The sequence below is a fragment of the Streptomyces sp. CA-210063 genome (assembly GCF_024612015.1).
Lineage (GTDB): Bacteria > Actinomycetota > Actinomycetes > Streptomycetales > Streptomycetaceae > Streptomyces.
Genome location: NZ_CP102512.1, coordinates 4,917,090 through 4,933,590, shown reverse-complemented (window position 1 = coordinate 4,933,590; position 16,501 = coordinate 4,917,090). Strand labels below are relative to the sequence as shown.

Here is a 16,501-nt window from a genome sequence, read left to right as displayed (position 1 = left end):
TCCGCTGTTCGTGGTGGTTGAGGGCTGGTTGATGCCCATATAGGAATTATGTTCGCGGGCGGCCGTCTTCGCGAGCGCGCTCATGTGCGCGCGGGTCGCATCTCCTCGCTGTCGCGAGCGAGTCATTACGCTCTGTGAATGAGTGCGTGTGCGTTGTGAGCGTTTCCCGGTGAGTGTTCCGTGTTCACGGACATCGATCCCCGGTGGGCTGTGGAAAGGCAACTGCCTGCGAATGTGCGCCTGTTGGCGCATGACATCACCCGCGATGTGCTCCCCGGGGACGACTTCGACCTCGTGCACGCCCGGTTGGTGCTGCTGCATCTGCCGCAGCGCTCTGCGGATGGCTCTGGCGGCTTCGCGTACCGGCCAGTCCCGGACCTTGGCCTTCATCATGGCGAGCGCCAGGTGCTGGGCGACGTGTTGTTTGTGCGGGCCGGTCAGGCCGGTGGCGTCGCGCAGGCCACGGACCTCGGAGCGGCGGTGCAGCAGGACGTCGCACATCTCGGCGTACAACTCTGCTCGACGATCACCGCCAGGACGTGGGACGCGTCCTCCTGTCCGGCGTCCCGCGGCACCGACGCGAGGCTTCGGCGCTCCCCGCCGGACACCGCGCCCAGGTACGGCTCCCTGGACACGGTGTGCGGCGGCTGCGGTACGACGCTGACGGCCACGTACATCTGGCGCATCCGGAACACGAACTCGCTCTGGGTGGCGATGCCGACCGTTTCCATGTCCCGGACGCTTGCGCGGAGTTGGCGGAGGTACACCTGTCGGCCGCCGCGAGCTGCGGTCTCGCCCTCCGCAGGGGGAGGGGTGGTCCCCAGCTCCGAGCACAGGAAGCTCAGGACCGCTACGCAGAGCGAGGCGTACAGCCAGCTCCAGCTGAGATCGCCGTCATTCAGGACCTGGTTCGTCGCCACGCCGCCCGCGACCAACAGCCCCGCGCCGCCCAGGATCCGCAGTCCGCGTCGTACCCCCGTCATCCCCGCCCCCTGCTCGCTCCTGCACCGCTGGTACCAGCCAAGCGTGTATATGCCCGTGTCGGCCGGGAAGTTGACGGATTCGAGATCGGTCAGGGGCAACGGGATCAGGTGGGGCTGTCACTCACCGTCCTTGTTCCACGTATTTCTTGAAGTGCTCCAGATCGTTGCCGACCACGCGTTCGACAGCGTTCGCCTGAGCGAATCCTCTCGGGCCGCCGAAGGTGTCCCTGACGGCGTCCGGGTCGTACTCGAGCCGTGCCTGGACGCGGGTGTGGTTCTTGTCGATCGGGAGCAGGGAGAAGGAGCCCGTCAGCTCGGGGGCGCCTCTGGTGTGCCACTCCAGCACGCGATTCTCCGCGTGGTCGTGGTAGTCGGCATCGAGTTCGCGGGTGTGGTCGCCGGCCTCGATGGACAGATGCGCCCGGCCCTTCGCGTCCGCACGGGCGTCGCGTACTCCGTCCACAAAGCGTGAGTAGTTCTCCACGTGGTGCAGGCTGTCCCAGGCCTTGCCGATCGGGACTCCGACGTCGACGTGTTTTTCGAGGGTGCTCATGGCCCACCTCCATGTTCGGCTCATGGCGTACGGCCTTGCTCTTTCCAGTGTGCGCCTGGGGCCTCAGTCCGGCTTGGTGCCCGGTTCGCACCAGACGTACTTCCCGTTCGTGCCGTTCACCCTGAACCAGCCCCAGTCGTCCGCGTACGCGTTGATCAGGTGCAGGCCCCGGCCGGACACGGAGGTGTCCGTGGGGGAGGTGATCGTCGGGGGCGTCGGGTCCGTGTCCCAGGCGCCGAGGCGGAAGGCGGGGCCGGACTGTCTGATCCTCATGGCCGCCGAGCCATCGGTTCGCTGGTCGGGGTGGTGGCTGTGGGATCGGGGTGCGTTTGTGCGGCTGTCGTACGTATGGTCCTTCGGAGGGTTCGGGACGGCCCAGTGTCCCGGCCGGGGACCGTGAGGGGGGCGAGATGGCGCAGGTGAGGGCGGCTACGGAGGCAGGGCATGCCCGCTACACCTACCGGCTGCGCGTGTCATCCGCTGCCCGCACCGCGCCGGCGGCGGAGTGGGACCGGTGCCGCTGGCTGTGGAACGAATGCGTCGCCAAGTCCAAGGCCGTACACCTGCACAACAGGGCCACCGGCCAGAAGGCCACGTGCGGCCCGGCCCAGCTCGACAGGATGCTGACCGAAGCCCGCGCCCGTACGCCGTGGCTGCGTGAGGGCTCGTCGGTTGTCCAGCAGCAGGTCATCCGCGACTTCGGCACATCCCGGGCCAAGGCGCACAAGGACATCCGGGAACGCCTGCCGATGCGGCAGCGGGCCGGGATGCCGAAGTGGAAGACCAAACGCGAGGCACTGCCACCCTCAACTACACCAAGTGCGGATTCCGGTTGAAGGACGGCCGACTGCATCTGGCGGGCGGCATCGTCGTGGCGGTGGTGTGGTCGCGGGAGTTGCCGGCTGAGCCGTCCTCGGTGCGCGTGTACCAGGACAGCCTCGGGCACTGGTATGCCTCGTTCGTCGTCCCCGCCCAGGTCCAGCCCCTGCCGGAGACCGGCCGCGCACTCGGCGTCGACTGGGGCGTGAAGGAGACCGCGACCACCACGTCCAACGCTCACGACCTGCCGCACGCCGAGCACGGCAAGAAGGCGAAGGAGAAGCTGACCCGGTACGACCGGATGATGGCCCGCCGCAAGCCGAAGAAGGGCAAGCCCGCCTCGAAGGGCTACCGCGAGGCGAAGAAACTGCGGGCGAAGGCGCACAAGAAGGTCGCGAGGCAGCGTGAGGACACCGGCCGCAAGTGGGCCAAGAAGGTGGTTCGCGACCACGACGCCATCGCTGTCGAGGACTTCCGCCCGAAGTTCCTCGCCAAGACCACGATGGCCCGCAAGGCCGCTGACGCCGCCATCGGCGCCACCAAGAAGGCACTGATCGAGATGGGCCGCAAGCACGGGCGGGACATCCGCCTCGTACACCCCGCGCACACCACGATGGACTGCGCGCACTGCGATGCGAGAGCCAGGCATCGCCCGCCGCTGGGTGAGCGTACCTACACCTGCACCGCGTGCGGAAACGTGTCCCCACGGGACAAGAACTCCGCACGCGTCATGCTCGTCCGGGCTGGTCTCAACCCGGCTGGTGCTGATGGCGGAAGACCTCCTGGAGCGCTGCTCCAGGAGGGAGCCTGAGCCAGGAATCCCCTCCCCTTCAGGGAGGGGAGGACTCAATGAAGCATTCCCCTGACGAGGTCGCTCTCCACGGTCGTCGCGCCGGCCGTCGTCACGCCCTTCGACGAACCCCGGAGCAGGACGGAGCCCGTCTCGCCGATCGCGTACAGGTCGGCCTTGCCGTCCCGGTTCGTGTCGCGGAGGCGGATCGTGTGGCCGAAGTACTCGCCTGCGGACAAGTCGCCAGGTACGCCTGCCGTGTTGCGGGCGAAGAACTGCGAACCCTTCGCTGTGAGGCCCCACTTGCTGCCGTACAGGACGTGGACGCCGCCCGCTTCGGGCTTGCCGGACAGGCCCTCGCCCGGCGCGGCGATCGCGAGGTCGCGGTAGCCGTCGCCGTTCACGTCGCCGGAGGTGATCGCGTCGCCGAAGGCGTCGTACGACTCGGGGGTGCCCTCCACCCCGGACGTCGCCTGGGTGAAGCGGGCCGACCTCGACGGGCCGGAGGCGGACCCGTACCAGACCGTCACCCGGCCCTTGACCTTGTCGTGGATCGGCGTGCCGATGGCGATGTCGCCGTAGCCGTCCTTGTCGAAGTCGTTGATGACGCCGTCGCCGCCGCGGTCGGACTGGCCGCCGTTGCCGTTGACGCGCTCCAGGCGGAGGGTTTTGCCGGGGTACAGCTTGGCCTTGCCGCCCGAGATGAACCAGGCGTCGGAGGCGATGTACTCCGGGTGGACCACGTCGCCGATGATGACGAGGTCGGTCTTGCCGTCCTTGTTCACCTTGCCGGAGATGAGGGCGGTGGAGGAGAAGGGCGTCGATTTGTCCAGGACCGTCACCGAGCCCTTCACACCCGACTTGTTGATCGAGCCGCGGTAGACGTACGTCTTGCCGTCGCGGACGAGGGCCAGGTCCGGATGGCTGTCGCCGTTGAAGTCGCCGGTGGCGAGGTCGAGGGCCTCGCCGGAGGCGCCCTTCGGGCCCTTGTTCGGGACGGTGGTGCCGCCGGACAGGCCCTTCTTTCCGCCCCAGAGGACGGTGACGGTGCCGTTGTTCTTGGCGCCGCCGACGTCCTCGCCGTTGGCGGACACCGCGAGGTCGCCGTAGCCGTCCTTGTTGAAGTCGGCGGCCGTGCGGAACTCTCCGAAGAAGTCGTCCGTCTCGTCGTCCCCGGGAACGCCGGCGCTCGCCTGGTCGATGAACTGGCTCTTCGTACCGGGGCCGTCCGCCGTGCCGAAGGTGACGAGGACGCCGCCGCCCTTACTGGCGTCGCTCTCGGTGCCGTAGGAGAAGACCGCGAAGTCGCGGTGGCCGTCGCCGTTGAAGTCGTCGGCGTGCTTGGCGGGGGCGGCGGACGCGGGGCCGATGAAGAGGGAGAGGGGGGTCAGTGTCGCCGCGACCAGTGTCGCGGCGACCGTGGTCGTACGGATGCGCATGAGCGTCCTTGGAAGGAGGGGTGCGGGGTCGAGTGGAGGGGTCGGCTACTGGGCGATCGGCGCGCCGAAGCTGTACGACGTCTCCTTGAGACCGGCGTTCGCCGCTGTGATGGTCTTCGCGCCTGTCGTGGTCAGGCCGGTGCTCGTGCCGTTCAGGATGACGAGCGCGCCCTTGGTGTCCTCGCCGGGGGCGGCGACGACCAGTTCGGCCTTGCCGTTCTTGTTGAGGTCGATCAGGCGGACGGCGCCACCGAAGCCGTCCTGGCTCTCGGCGGTGCCGGGGACGTACGGGGTGTCCTGGCTGTACTCCTTGGCGCCCTTGGTGGTCAGGCCGGAGGCCGAGCCGTACAGGACGGTGACCGTGCCGGCGCTCCACTTGGTGCCCCAGTCCTCGCCGGCGGTGCCGACCGCGATGTCGGCGTAACCGTCGCCGTTGATGTCGCCGATGGAGAGCGAGCCGCCGAAGCGGTCGTCCTGCTCTCCCGTGCCGGGGACTCCGGGGGTGTCCTGGTTGATGACGGTCGGGGTCTGGGTGAGGTCGGGGCCGCCCTTGCCGCCGTACCAGATCTCCAGCTGGCCGCCGAGGTGGCCGGCGCCGCTGTTGCTCACCGGGTCCTCGGCCTGGGTGAGGACGAGGTCGCCGTAGCCGTCGCCGTTGATGTCGCCCATGGAGACGGGGCCGTCGCCCTCGGCCGCGGGCATGTCGACGAGGGCCGTCTTCGTGCCGTTGTACGTGTGGTACCGGACCTGGCCGCCGGGGTCGGAGGTCGTCGAGTACGTGTACACGCGCTCGGCCGCCGCGTCGCCGGTGATGTCGCCCGCGCCGACGTCGAACGTGGAGCCGACGGTGCCGACGAAGCTCATGCTCGCCGAGCCGCCGGTGGTCTTCTGGAACGGGCCGTTGTAGATACGGGTCTGGGCCTGGCCGGTGACCGTGAGGTCGGGTGAGCCGTCGCCATTGAAGTCGGCCGCGGCGAGGCCCTGGGAGTAGCCGGTCTCCGGGGTGATCGTGGACGGCTGCGGGAGGGCGGTGCCGCCGGACAGGCCGCTCTTGCCGCCCCAGAGGATGGTGACCTGACCGACGTAGCTCTTGCCGCCGAGGCTCTCGCCCGTCGCGCCGACCGCGAGGTCCGCGTAGCCGTCCTTGTTGAAGTCGGCGGAGGCGAGGCTGCTGCCGAAGTAGTCCCGGTCCTCGGCCGAACCGGCGACTCCGCTGGTGTTCTGCGTGATCACGCTCCGCCTGGCAGCCGAGACGCCGGACGACGAGCCGTAGAGCACGACCACCGCGCCGGCCTGCGAGGCGCTGCCGACATCGGTGCCGCTCGCGCCGACCGCGAGGTCGCGGTAGCCGTCGCCGTTGAAGTCGTCGGAGTACTTGGCGACCGCCGCGCCGGCGGGTGTGGCCAGGGCGAGCGGGGTCAGGCCGGAGGCGAGGAGGCCTGCGGCCAGGAGGAAGGAGCGAGTGCGCAAGGGGACTCCAGGGGGGAGGAGGGCTCGCGCCGAGCGGGCGGGGCCCAACTGCCGTCGTAAGGGTGTGCGAGCAGGAGACCCGTGGAGGGGCGGGAGGGTTGCACGGGAGGTCGGTGAACTTTCGGGGTTACGGTGCGCCTGTCGCGGTCCGTCCTTCGCGGTCCGTGGCGCGTCCTTCGTGGTGCGCCGTGCGCGGAGAGGGCCCGCACCCTTGTCGGATGCGGGCCCCCTCGGTGTACGTCAGTCCGTGCTCAGTTGGCCGCGTTCGCGCCGAAGACCGGCTGGCCGTCCGTGGAGACGCCGACCGCGGACGGGGCGAGGGAGCGGGAGCCGGTCGTGGTGATCTTCGTGCCGTCGGAGGGCAGGTAGACCACGGAGCCGTTGAAGTCGTTCTCGCCGTACGCGCCGACCGTCAGGTCCGCCTTGCCGTCGCCGGTGACATCGGTGAGCTTCACGTCGCCGCCGAAGCGGTCGTCCGTCTCGTCCGAGCCGGGGACACCCGCCGTGGACTGGGCGAGGTACTGGTAGCCGGAGGCGGTGTTCAGACCGGACTCCGCGCCGTACAGGACGGTCACGGCGCCGGTGTTGACGACACCGCCGAGGTTCTCGCCGGGGGAGCCGACCACCAGGTCGGTCTTTCCGTCGCCGTTGATGTCGCCGAGGGACAGCTCGCTGCCGAACCAGTCGCCGCGCTCGGAGGAGCCGGGCACGTTGCCGCTGTCCTGCGTCACCGCGACCGTGGTGCCCGGGCCGTCGGCGGAGCCGTACACGACGTGCACCTTGCCGCCGGTGGAGGACTCGGGCACGGAGGGCTGGCTGCCGTCCTTGGACGGGTCCCAGTCCTGGCCGGTGACGATGTCGCCGAAGCCGTCGCCGTTGATGTCGCCGATACCGGTGATGATGCCGCGCTTCAGCTCCTTCGCGCCGGAGGCGCTGAGACCGGAGGCGGTGCCGGGCACGTACCAGTTGGTGTTGTAGCCCCAGTCGCTGTCGGTCTCATAGCCGTCGACGACGAGGTCGGTCCGCTTGTCGCCGTTGACGTCGCCCGCGGTGAGCACCAGCGTGCCGGTGCCCTTGCCGGAGCGGATGTCGGTGGTGAAGCTGTACCGGCCGCCGTACGTGCCGGACTTGCTGATGCCGCCCTTGAAGACGTACACCCGGTTCGACGTGGAACCGACCGCGAGGTCCTCCTTGCCGTCGCCGTCGAAGTCGCCGGACGCGAGGGCGGTGCCCCAGTAGTCGTGCGAGGACGTCGCCGGGTCCTTGATGGTGGTGGCGCCGGACAGGCCCTGCGCCGAGCCCCACACGATGAGGACCGTGCCGCCGTCGGTGTCGCCGTCGACGTCCTCGCCCGGTGCGGACACGGCCAGGTCGTCGAAGCCGTCGCCGTTGTAGTCGCCGTACGCGCTGACCCAGCCGAAGCCGTCGCCGGTCTCCGCGCTGCCGGGCACGCCAGTGGTGTTCTGGCTGATCGTGGTGCGCTTCGTCGAGGTCACACCGTTCGCCGAGCCGTACAGGGCGACGATCTGGCCGGCGCCCCTCTTGCCGCCGACGGTGGCGTAGCCGGCCGAGTACGCGACATCGCCGAAGCCGTCGCCGTTGAAGTCGGCCACGGGCTGGTGGACCGAGTCGGCCGCCGTCGCCGTCACGGCCGAGAAGGTGAGCAGACCGCCCGTCAGAGCGGCCGCGGAGGCCGTCGCGAGGGCGAGTCGCAGGTGCTTGTGCATGCGGGAATCTCCTGCCGCATGCGGACGCCTGGCAGACGTCCGCAGTCAATGGGGTGCCCTTCCTGTCCGCGTTCGCCCGGAGTTCACCGGGAGTCAACGGGGAAGTTGGCGAACAGGAGACCGATGAGGGTGGGGGAGGGTTGTACGGGTGTTCGGTGAGTTTCTGGGGGTGGTGGGGCTCCGGGGGGAGGGCGGACCTCGTCCCCCGGTTTTTCAATTCGGCCCCCGACGATGCTGGCTGCGCTGCTAGCGTTGCAGCCATGGAGATGAAAACGGTCACGATAAGGCTTCGGGCGGACGAGTTGGACGCGGTGCGCCGTCGTGCGGAAGCGCAGGGCAAGAGCCTCCAGGCGCACATGCACGACACCCTGCTCGCGGAGTCGAAGGAGGCGGACCGGCTGCTGCGCCGGTCCGTGCGGGAGGGTGTGGAACGCTACGCGGAGGCGTTCGCCGAGAGCGACCGGGAGAACGACGCCCGGCTGGCTCGTCAGCGTGAGGCGGCTCGTGGCTTCGAGCGGGAGCCAGGCGAGTGGTGATCCCTATCGACCTGCCCAAGCTGCTGTCCGTGGCCGAGACCCTGCCGAATGATCCCCAGGTGGATGACCTGGGCGTCCTGACCTGCGCGTGCGACCGGCTGTCCGCCGTGGCACTGGAACGCGAGGTCTACCCCACGCTCCGCTACAAGGCGGCGGCCCTGCTGGAGCAACTGGCCCGCCACGATGCTCTGGAACACAGCAACTTCCAGTTCGCCTGGCTGGCCGTCCGCGAGTTCGCCCGTCTGAACGGCCACCGGCTGGAGGCGGAGCCCAAGGACGCGCGGGACCTGGTGCTCGGAGTCCGTGCGTACGAGATCGAATTGCCGGAGAGTGCCAAGACCCTGTCGTCGTGGTGGGAGCCGGTCGGCAAGGACTGAGCGCACGGTACGGCCCGCTCGGCATACGACGGCGCCCCATGCCCGGCAGGGAACCGGCTGGGCATGGGGCGCCGCGACGACCGTAGAAGCTACTTCACCGGCTGCGGCTCCGGCTCGTTCTCCGTCTCCGCCGTGCCCGCCGGGGGCTCGTCGTCGTCCGGGACCGGGGTCTTGACGGACTCCAGCAGCAGCTGGGCGACGTCGACGACCGTGATGGACTCCTTGGCCTTGCCGTCGTTCTTCTTGCCGTTGACCGAGTCGGTCAGCATGACCAGGCAGAACGGGCAGGCGGTGGAGACGATGTCCGGGTTGAGGGAGAGGGCCTCGTCGACGCGCTCGTTGTTGATGCGCTTGCCGATCCGCTCCTCCATCCACATCCGCGCGCCACCGGCGCCGCAGCAGAAGCCGCGTTCCTTGTGGCGGTGCATCTCCTGCTGGCGCAGGCCCGGGACGGCGGTCATGATCTCGCGCGGGGGCGTGTAGATCTTGTTGTGACGGCCCAGGTAGCAGGGGTCGTGGTAGGTGATGAGGCCCTCGACCGGGGTCACCGGGATCAGCTTGCCCTCGTCGATGAGGTGCTGGAGCAGCTGGGTGTGGTGGATGACCTCGTAGTCACCGCCGAGCTGCGGGTACTCGTTGCCGATGGTGTTGAGGCAGTGCGGGCAGGTGGCGACGATCTTCTTGGCCGACTTGGGCTTCAGCGTCGAGGGATCGTCCTCGTCCTCGCCGAAGGCCATGTTCAGCGCGGCCACGTTCTCCATGCCGAGCTCCTGGAACAGGGGCTCGTTGCCGAGACGGCGGGCGGAGTCACCGGTGCACTTCTCGTCGCCGCCCATGATCGCGAACTTGACGCCCGCCATGTGCAGCAGCTCCGCGAAGGCCTTCGTCGTCTTCTTCGCGCGGTCCTCCAGCGCGCCGGCGCAGCCGACCCAGTACAGGTACTCGACCTCGGACAGGTCCTCGATGTCCTTGCCGACGACCGGCACCTCGAAGTCGACTTCCTTCAGCCACTCCAGGCGCTGCTTCTTCGCCAGGCCCCAGGGGTTGCCCTTCTTCTCCAGGTTCTTGAGCATCGTGCCCGCCTCGGACGGGAACGCGGACTCGATCATCACCTGGTAGCGGCGCATGTCGACGATGTGGTCGACGTGCTCGATGTCCACCGGGCACTGCTCGACACAGGCACCGCAGGTGGTGCAGGACCACAGGACGTCCGGGTCGATGACGCCGTTCTCCTCGACGGTCCCGATCAGCGGCCGCTCGGCCTCGGCGAGCGCGGCGGCGGGCACCGAGGCCAGCTGCTCCTCGGACGCCTTCTCCTCGCCCTCCATGGTCTTGCCGCCACCGGCGAGCAGATACGGGGCCTTGGCGTGCGCGTGGTCGCGCAGCGACATGATCAGCAGCTTGGGGGAGAGCGGCTTGCCGGTGTTCCAGGCCGGGCACTGCGACTGACAGCGACCGCACTCGGTGCAGGTCGAGAAGTCGAGGATGCCCTTCCAGGAGAACTGCTCCACCTGGCTGACACCGAAGACGTCGTCGTCACCCGGGTCGGTGAAGTCGATCGGCTCGCCGCCGGAGGTCATCGGCTGCAGAGCGCCGAGGGCGGTGGCGCCGTCCGCGTTCCGCTTGAACCAGATGTTCGGGAAGCCGAGGAAGCGGTGCCAGGCGACACCCATGTTGGTGTTCAGCGAGACCGTGATCATCCAGATCAGCGAGGTGCCGATCTTGATCATCGCGACGAAGTACACCAGGTTCTGGAGCGTCGAGGGGTCCAGGTCCTTGAAGGCGAGGACCAGCGGATAGGAGGCGAAGTACCCGGCCTCGTAGTGCTCCACATGGTGGATCGCGCCCTCAAGGCCCCGCAGGACGTAGATCGCCAGGCCGATGGTGAGGATGACGTACTCGACGAAGTACGCCTGCCAGGCCTTGGAGCCCGCGAAACGCGACTTGCGGCCGGCCCGGGAGGGCAGGTTGAGCAGCCGGATGGCCATCAGCACGAGGATGCCGAGGATCGTCATCACACCGATGAACTCGATGTACATCTCGAACGGGAGGAAGCCGCCGATGACCGGCAGCGTCCAGTCCGCCTGGAACAGCTGGCCGTACGCCTGGGCGAGGGTCGGCGGCAGCGTCAGGAAGCCGATCGCGACGAACCAGTGGGCGAAGCCGACGATCCCCCACCGGTTCATCCGGGTGTGGCCCAGGAACTCCTTGGCCAGGGTGATCGTGCGCGCCTTCGGGTCGTCCGTGCGGCTGCCCGCCGGCACCGGCTGACCGAGCTTCACGAACCGGTAGATCTGCGTCACGGCTCGGGCGATCAGCGCGACGCCGACCACGGTCAGGACCAGCGACACGATGATCGCGGCGAGTTGCATTTCGGGCTCCTCGGGCCTGCGAGGGTTCTACGAGCGAGGGTTCAACAAGCAAATTACTAAGCGGTAACTTACGCGATTCTTCGAGAGTACCCGCATCTATTGCCGCACTGTAGCCAGAGGGCCGGTGATCTGCGTCGCTGAGGGTTGCCTGAGTGGATGGGCCGAGCGGGGTCCCGTGATCGCGCTCTTTCGAAACGATCGTGTTATTCATGAGAAATTGCGACAATAGCGCCTAACTTGGACCTGTGCTGTATGGAATCCTCGCCGCCGCCTCCGCCCTGTTGCTGACCGCCGTGCTCTCGGCGGCCGTCCGCGTACCCGCGCTGCGGTTCGGGATCGTGGAGCGCCGGCGGGGGCGCGGGGTGCCGTTGCTCGGGGGCGTCGCGGTCATGGCCGGGGTCGGGGGCGTGGCGTGGGTGGGGGAGTGGAGCGGGGTCGCTCCGCTGGGGCACGAGGCCGGGTGGCTGGTGGTCGTCGGGGCCGGGCTCGGGGTGCTCGGGCTCGTCGGCGACGTGGCGCGGCTTCCCTTCGTGGTGCGGACGGCCGGGGTCGTGGTCGCCGCCGCGCTGGTCGTGCCGTACGGCGAACTGGGCGTGCTCGGCGGGGTGTTGGGCGTCGTCTGGATCGTCTTTGTGGTGCACGGGTTCAAGGGGATGCGGCGTTCGGACGGGGTGCTCGGGGTGGTCGGCGCCGTCACCGCGTTCGCGTTGAGCGGGTGTGCTGCGGCCGAGGTCATGGACGGTCTGGCGACCCTCTTCAGCGTGCTGGCGGCCGCGCTCACCGGGTTCCTGATGCACAACTGGCCCCCCGCGCGGGTCGTACTCGGCACCTGCGGGGCCCTCTTCGTGGGGTTCCTGCTCGCGGGTGGGGTGCTGCATGTGTACGCCGTCGGCCACGAGGGGGGCGTCGGGGCGCCCTTCGCCCTCACGGCCGTGGCGACCGCCGACGCCGTCCTCGTCCTCGTCTCGCGGAAACGGGCGGGCCGGGAGCTGTGGCGCTGCGGCCCCGACCATCTCGCGCACCGGCTGCGGCGGCTGGGCCTCACGCCGCCGGGGGTGGCGATCGTGCTGGGAGCCGCGACCGCGGGCGCCGCCGGTGTCGGCCTCGGTATCCACATGCTGTGGACGCAGCCGCGTACGGCATGGTGGGTGGCCGGGGTCGCCGGGGTGGTCGTACTCGGGGCGCTCTGCGTGCCGGTGGGTGCGGCCCGGCCCGCTCCCACCGGCATCCGGCCTCTCCCCACCGCCGCCCGGTCCGCCCCGACCGGCGTCCATCGCGCCCCGACCGGCGCCCATCGCGCCCCGACCGGCGTCCAGCGCGCCTCCGCCGGCGTCCCTCGCGTCCCCGCGGCCGTTCACCGCGTCCCCGCCGCCGTCGCCCGTCCTCGTTCCCGGCCCCGGCCCATTCCTGGGGGGCGGGTGGGGTAGGGGCGCTCTGCGGGGCGTGGCTGAGCCGCCGGCCCGGTTGGATCGGTCGTCGCGGTCGGAAGACAACCCCTGCGCACGAGTCACGTCGCCCCTCGCCCGCACATATGCGCAGGTCAGGCCCGCCTTGCGCATAAGGAAAACATAAGAGTTGAGCCCCCTCGACTCAGCTCTGTTGACCCGGCGCTGGGCGTCATGCACACTTGAGTCCGTTCCACTCAAGTCATTGTTGGAGGAATTGAAATGGCACGTGCGGTCGGCATCGACCTGGGCACGACTAACTCCGTCGTCAGCGTTCTTGAAGGCGGCGAGCCCACCGTCATCACCAACGCAGAGGGCGCCAGGACCACGCCGTCCGTCGTCGCCTTCGCCAAGAACGGTGAGGTGCTCGTCGGAGAGGTCGCCAAGCGCCAGGCGGTCACGAACGTGGACCGGACGATTCGGTCCGTGAAGCGTCACATGGGCACGGACTGGAAGATCGAGCTCGACGGGAAGCACTTCAACCCGCAGCAGATGAGCGCCTTCATCCTGCAGAAGCTGAAGCGCGACGCCGAGGCCTACCTGGGCGAGAAGGTCGCGGACGCGGTCATCACCGTCCCGGCGTACTTCAACGACTCCGAGCGGCAGGCCACCAAGGAGGCCGGTGAGATCGCGGGCCTCAACGTCCTGCGCATCGTCAACGAGCCCACCGCCGCCGCCCTCGCCTACGGTCTCGACAAGGACGACCAGACGATCCTCGTCTTCGACCTCGGTGGCGGCACCTTCGACGTGTCGCTCCTGGAGATCGGTGACGGCGTCGTCGAGGTGAAGGCCACCAACGGCGACAACCACCTCGGTGGTGACGACTGGGACCAGCGCGTCGTCGACTACCTGGTGCAGCAGTTCCGCGCCGGGCACGGCGTGGACCTCGCCAAGGACAAGATGGCCCTGCAGCGTCTGCGTGAGGCCGCCGAGAAGGCCAAGATCGAGCTGTCCTCGTCCACCGAGACCTCGATCAACCTGCCCTACATCACCGCCTCCGCCGAGGGCCCGCTGCACCTGGACGAGAAGCTCACCCGGGCTCAGTTCCAGCAGCTGACGGCCGACCTGCTGGAGCGCTGCAAGACGCCGTTCCACAACGTCATCAAGGACGCCGGGATCGCCCTCTCCGAGATCGACCACGTCGTTCTCGTCGGTGGCTCCACCCGTATGCCCGCCGTCGCCGAGCTCGTCAAGGAGCTGACCGGCGGCAAGGAGGCCAACAAGGGTGTGAACCCGGACGAGGTCGTCGCCATCGGCGCCTCGCTCCAGGCCGGTGTCCTCAAGGGTGAGGTCAAGGACGTCCTGCTCCTCGACGTGACCCCGCTGTCCCTCGGTATCGAGACCAAGGGCGGCATCATGACCAAGCTCATCGAGCGGAACACGACGATCCCGACCAAGCGGTCCGAGATCTTCACCACCGCCGAGGACAACCAGCCGTCCGTGCAGATCCAGGTCTACCAGGGCGAGCGCGAGATCGCGGCGTACAACAAGAAGCTCGGGATGTTCGAGCTGACCGGTCTGCCGCCGGCGCCCCGCGGCGTCCCGCAGATCGAGGTGTCCTTCGACATCGACGCCAACGGCATCATGCACGTGACCGCGAAGGACCTGGGCACGGGCAAGGAGCAGAAGATGACCGTCACCGGCGGCTCCTCGCTGCCGAAGGACGAGGTCGACCGCATGCGCCAGGAGGCCGAGCAGTACGCGGAGGAGGACCACCGCCGCCGCGAGGCCGCCGAGACCCGTAACCAGGGCGAGCAGCTCGTCTACCAGACCGAGAAGTTCCTCAAGGACAACGAGGACAAGGTCCCCGGCGACATCAAGACGGAGGTCGAGGCGTCCGTCGAGGAGCTGAAGGCCGCGCTCAAGGGTGAGGACACCGCCGAGATCCGCACGGCCACCGAGAAGGTCGCGGCCGTCTCGCAGAAGCTCGGCCAGGCCCTCTACGCGGACGCCCAGGCCGCGCAGGCCGCGGGCGGGCCCGAGGGTGCGGCCGCCGGTGGCGCCAAGGCCGACGACGACGTCGTGGACGCCGAGATCGTCGACGAGGACCGGAAGGACGGTGCCGCGTGACGGAGGAGACCCCGGGCTTCGACGAGCAGCAGCCGCAGTCGGCTCAGCCGCAGCAGCCCGACGTCCCCTCCGGCTCGGACGACGCCGAGCCGAAGGCCGCCCCCCAGGAGGGGGCGGCCCCGGCCGGGGACGCGGCAGCAGCGGCCCAGGTGGCCGGTCTGACGGCGCAGCTGGACCAGGTGCGTACGGCGCTCGGTGAGCGCACGGCGGACCTCCAGCGGCTCCAGGCCGAGTACCAGAACTACCGCCGCCGGGTCGAACGCGACCGGATCACGGTCAGGGAGATCGCCATCGCGAACCTCCTCACCGAGCTCCTGCCCGTGCTCGACGACATCGGCCGCGCGCGGGAGCACGGCGAACTCGTCGGCGGCTTCAAGTCCGTCGCCGAGTCGCTCGAGACCGTCGCGGCGAAGATGGGCCTGCAGCAGTTCGGCAAGGAGGGCGAGCCCTTCGACCCGACGATCCACGAGGCCCTGATGCACAGCTACGCGCCCGACGTCACCGAGACGACGTGCGTGGCGATTCTCCAGCCGGGGTATCGCATCGGCGAGCGCACCATCCGCCCCGCGCGGGTGGCCGTGGCCGAGCCCCAGCCGGGGGCGCAGACCGTCAAGGCGGACTCCTCCGAGACCGCCGAGGCGGCCGACGACAAGGAGAGCGGTGGCCCGGAAGAGGGCTGACGCCGACGGCGTACACGGTGACGTGCACGGTGAGTGGAAGGAGGGACGTCGCGGATGAGTACCAAGGACTTCATCGAGAAGGACTACTACAAGGTCCTCGGCGTCCCCAAGGACGCCACCGAGGCCGAGATCAAGAAGGCGTACCGCAAGCTCGCCCGCGAGTTCCACCCGGACGCCAACAAGGGCAACACCAGGGCCGAGGAGCGCTTCAAGGAGATCTCCGAGGCCAACGACATCCTCGGCGACCCCAAGAAGCGCAAGGAGTACGACGAGGCCCGCGCCCTCTTCGGCAACGGCGGGTTCCGCCCGGGGCCCGGCGCCGGCGGCTCGTTCAACTTCGACCTGGGCGACCTCTTCGGCGGCGGCGCCCAAGGCGGCCAGGGCGGCCAGGGAGCGGGCGGCTTCGGCGGGGGCATCGGGGACGTCTTCGGGGGCCTGTTCAACCGGGGCAGCTCCGGCACCACGCGGGTGCAGCCCCGGCGCGGCCAGGACATCGAGTCTGAGGTCACGCTGAGCTTCACCGAGGCCATCGAGGGCGCGACCGTACCGCTCAGGATGTCCTCGCAGTCGCCCTGCAAGGCCTGCTCGGGCACCGGCGACGCCAACGGCACACCCCGGGTGTGCCCGACGTGCGTCGGCACCGGCCAGGTCGCGCGGGGCTCCGGCGGCGGCTTCTCCCTGACCGACCCCTGCCCGGACTGCAAGGGCCGGGGCCTGATCGCCGAGCACCCCTGCGACATCTGCAAGGGGTCGGGCCGCGCCAAGTCGTCCCGCACCATGCAGGTCCGGATCCCGGCGGGCGTCTCCGACGGCCAACGGATCCGGCTGCGCGGCAAGGGCGCGCCGGGCGAGCGGGGCGGCCCGGCGGGCGACCTGTACGTGGTCGTGCACGTCGACCCGCACCCGGTGTTCGGCCGCAAGGAGGACAACCTCACGGTGACCGTGCCGGTGACGTATCCCGAGGCGGCGCTCGGCGGCGAGGTCAGGGTCCCGACCCTGGGCGGACCGCCGGTCACCCTGAAACTGCCTCCGGGCACCCCCAACGGCCGTACGATGCGGGCCCGGGGCAAGGGCGCCTTCCGCAAGGACGGCACCCGCGGGGACCTGCTGATCACCGTCGAGGTGAGTGTTCCGAAGGACCTGTCGGGGAAGGCTCGTGACGCCCTGGAGGCGTATCGCGAGGCGACCGCGGGCGAGGACCCGCGGGCGGAGCTGTTCCAGGCCGCGAAGGGAGCATGAA

Annotated in this window: 13 protein-coding genes and 1 pseudogene; 7 read left to right on the top strand and 7 right to left on the bottom strand. The window is 69.5% G+C overall.

Annotation, left to right across the window (positions count from 1 at the left end):
- Positions 1-437: 437 nt before the first annotated feature.
- The 3 genes from JIX56_RS21340 to JIX56_RS21330 all read right to left on the bottom strand — a co-directional run bounded on the left by JIX56_RS21340 (position 438) and on the right by JIX56_RS21330 (position 1,809).
- Positions 438-983 carry a hypothetical protein gene (locus JIX56_RS21340; RefSeq protein WP_257542810.1) on the bottom strand — a complete coding sequence of 182 codons (546 nt, stop codon included), beginning with the start codon at positions 981-983 and terminating at the stop codon, positions 438-440.
- Positions 984-1,104: 121 nt separating this feature from the next.
- On the bottom strand, positions 1,105-1,536 hold the full coding sequence (locus JIX56_RS21335; protein WP_257542809.1) for an SRPBCC family protein: 432 nt from the start codon (positions 1,534-1,536) through the stop codon (positions 1,105-1,107).
- 63 nt (positions 1,537-1,599) lie between these two features.
- On the bottom strand, positions 1,600-1,809 hold the full coding sequence (locus JIX56_RS21330) for a hypothetical protein (RefSeq protein ID WP_257542808.1): 210 nt from the start codon (positions 1,807-1,809) through the stop codon (positions 1,600-1,602).
- 137 nt (positions 1,810-1,946) lie between these two features.
- On the opposite strand from JIX56_RS21330, the pseudogene JIX56_RS21325 reads away from it, so the two are divergent.
- Positions 1,947-3,166 (top strand): annotated as a pseudogene (locus JIX56_RS21325) (RNA-guided endonuclease InsQ/TnpB family protein).
- 35 nt (positions 3,167-3,201) lie between these two features.
- Here the strand turns inward: JIX56_RS21325 and JIX56_RS21320 are convergent.
- The 3 genes from JIX56_RS21320 to JIX56_RS21310 all read right to left on the bottom strand — a co-directional run bounded on the left by JIX56_RS21320 (position 3,202) and on the right by JIX56_RS21310 (position 7,781).
- Complete coding sequence (locus JIX56_RS21320) at positions 3,202-4,584, bottom strand: VCBS repeat-containing protein (RefSeq protein ID WP_257542807.1); 1,383 nt, start codon at positions 4,582-4,584, stop codon at positions 3,202-3,204.
- A gap of 45 nt (positions 4,585-4,629) precedes the next feature.
- The gene (locus tag JIX56_RS21315; RefSeq protein WP_257542806.1) at positions 4,630-6,054 is read right to left on the bottom strand and encodes an FG-GAP-like repeat-containing protein; all 1,425 of its coding nucleotides are present in this window, start codon (positions 6,052-6,054) and stop codon (positions 4,630-4,632) included.
- A gap of 251 nt (positions 6,055-6,305) precedes the next feature.
- A complete protein-coding gene (locus tag JIX56_RS21310) occupies positions 6,306-7,781 on the bottom strand; it encodes an FG-GAP and VCBS repeat-containing protein (protein WP_257542805.1) in 1,476 nt (491 codons plus the stop codon).
- Positions 7,782-8,041: 260 nt separating this feature from the next.
- Between JIX56_RS21310 and JIX56_RS21305 the strand changes: the two genes are divergently transcribed.
- Positions 8,042-8,317 (top strand): hypothetical protein, encoded by a 276-nt coding sequence (locus tag JIX56_RS21305; RefSeq protein ID WP_257542804.1) that lies wholly within the window; start codon positions 8,042-8,044, stop codon positions 8,315-8,317.
- Positions 8,314-8,694: a fic family toxin-antitoxin system, toxin component gene (locus JIX56_RS21300; protein WP_257542803.1), complete on the top strand. Its 381-nt coding sequence runs from the start codon at positions 8,314-8,316 to the stop codon at positions 8,692-8,694. Before JIX56_RS21305 ends, JIX56_RS21300 begins: the two co-directional genes overlap by 4 nt.
- An 89-nt stretch (positions 8,695-8,783) precedes the next feature.
- Here JIX56_RS21300 and JIX56_RS21295 read toward each other — a convergent pair whose 3' ends face one another.
- On the bottom strand, positions 8,784-11,066 hold the full coding sequence (locus JIX56_RS21295; RefSeq protein ID WP_257542802.1) for a (Fe-S)-binding protein: 2,283 nt from the start codon (positions 11,064-11,066) through the stop codon (positions 8,784-8,786).
- 245 nt (positions 11,067-11,311) lie between these two features.
- Between JIX56_RS21295 and JIX56_RS21290 the strand changes: the two genes are divergently transcribed.
- The 4 genes from JIX56_RS21290 (at position 11,312) to dnaJ (ending at position 16,500) form a co-directional block, all read left to right on the top strand.
- Entirely contained in the window at positions 11,312-12,493 is a 1,182-nt protein-coding gene (locus JIX56_RS21290; RefSeq protein WP_257542801.1) for an MraY family glycosyltransferase, read from the top strand.
- Between the two features lie 240 nt (positions 12,494-12,733).
- Positions 12,734-14,581 carry a molecular chaperone DnaK gene (dnaK, locus tag JIX56_RS21285; RefSeq protein WP_257542800.1) on the top strand — a complete coding sequence of 616 codons (1,848 nt, stop codon included), beginning with the start codon at positions 12,734-12,736 and terminating at the stop codon, positions 14,579-14,581.
- The gene (grpE, locus tag JIX56_RS21280) at positions 14,578-15,261 is read left to right on the top strand and encodes a nucleotide exchange factor GrpE (RefSeq protein WP_257542799.1); all 684 of its coding nucleotides are present in this window, start codon (positions 14,578-14,580) and stop codon (positions 15,259-15,261) included. Before dnaK ends, grpE begins: the two co-directional genes overlap by 4 nt.
- Positions 15,262-15,315: 54 nt before the next feature.
- Entirely contained in the window at positions 15,316-16,500 is a 1,185-nt protein-coding gene (dnaJ, locus tag JIX56_RS21275; protein ID WP_257542798.1) for a molecular chaperone DnaJ, read from the top strand.
- The last annotated feature ends 1 nt before the right edge of the window (position 16,501 follow it).

What these genes read in the sequence shown, in the direction of transcription:
- JIX56_RS21340 (WP_257542810.1), bottom strand. Translation starts at nt 983, where the DNA reads ATGACGGGGGTACGACGCGGACTGCGGATCCTGGGCGGCGCGGGGCTG.
- JIX56_RS21335 (WP_257542809.1), bottom strand. Translation starts at nt 1,536, where the DNA reads ATGAGCACCCTCGAAAAACACGTCGACGTCGGAGTCCCGATCGGCAAG.
- JIX56_RS21330 (WP_257542808.1), bottom strand. Translation starts at nt 1,809, where the DNA reads ATGAGGATCAGACAGTCCGGCCCCGCCTTCCGCCTCGGCGCCTGGGAC.
- JIX56_RS21320 (WP_257542807.1), bottom strand. Translation starts at nt 4,584, where the DNA reads ATGCGCATCCGTACGACCACGGTCGCCGCGACACTGGTCGCGGCGACA.
- JIX56_RS21310 (WP_257542805.1), bottom strand. Translation starts at nt 7,781, where the DNA reads ATGCACAAGCACCTGCGACTCGCCCTCGCGACGGCCTCCGCGGCCGCT.
- JIX56_RS21305 (WP_257542804.1), top strand. Translation starts at nt 8,042, where the DNA reads ATGGAGATGAAAACGGTCACGATAAGGCTTCGGGCGGACGAGTTGGAC.
- JIX56_RS21295 (WP_257542802.1), bottom strand. Translation starts at nt 11,066, where the DNA reads ATGCAACTCGCCGCGATCATCGTGTCGCTGGTCCTGACCGTGGTCGGC.
- dnaK (WP_257542800.1), top strand. Translation starts at nt 12,734, where the DNA reads ATGGCACGTGCGGTCGGCATCGACCTGGGCACGACTAACTCCGTCGTC.
- dnaJ (WP_257542798.1), top strand. Translation starts at nt 15,316, where the DNA reads ATGAGTACCAAGGACTTCATCGAGAAGGACTACTACAAGGTCCTCGGC.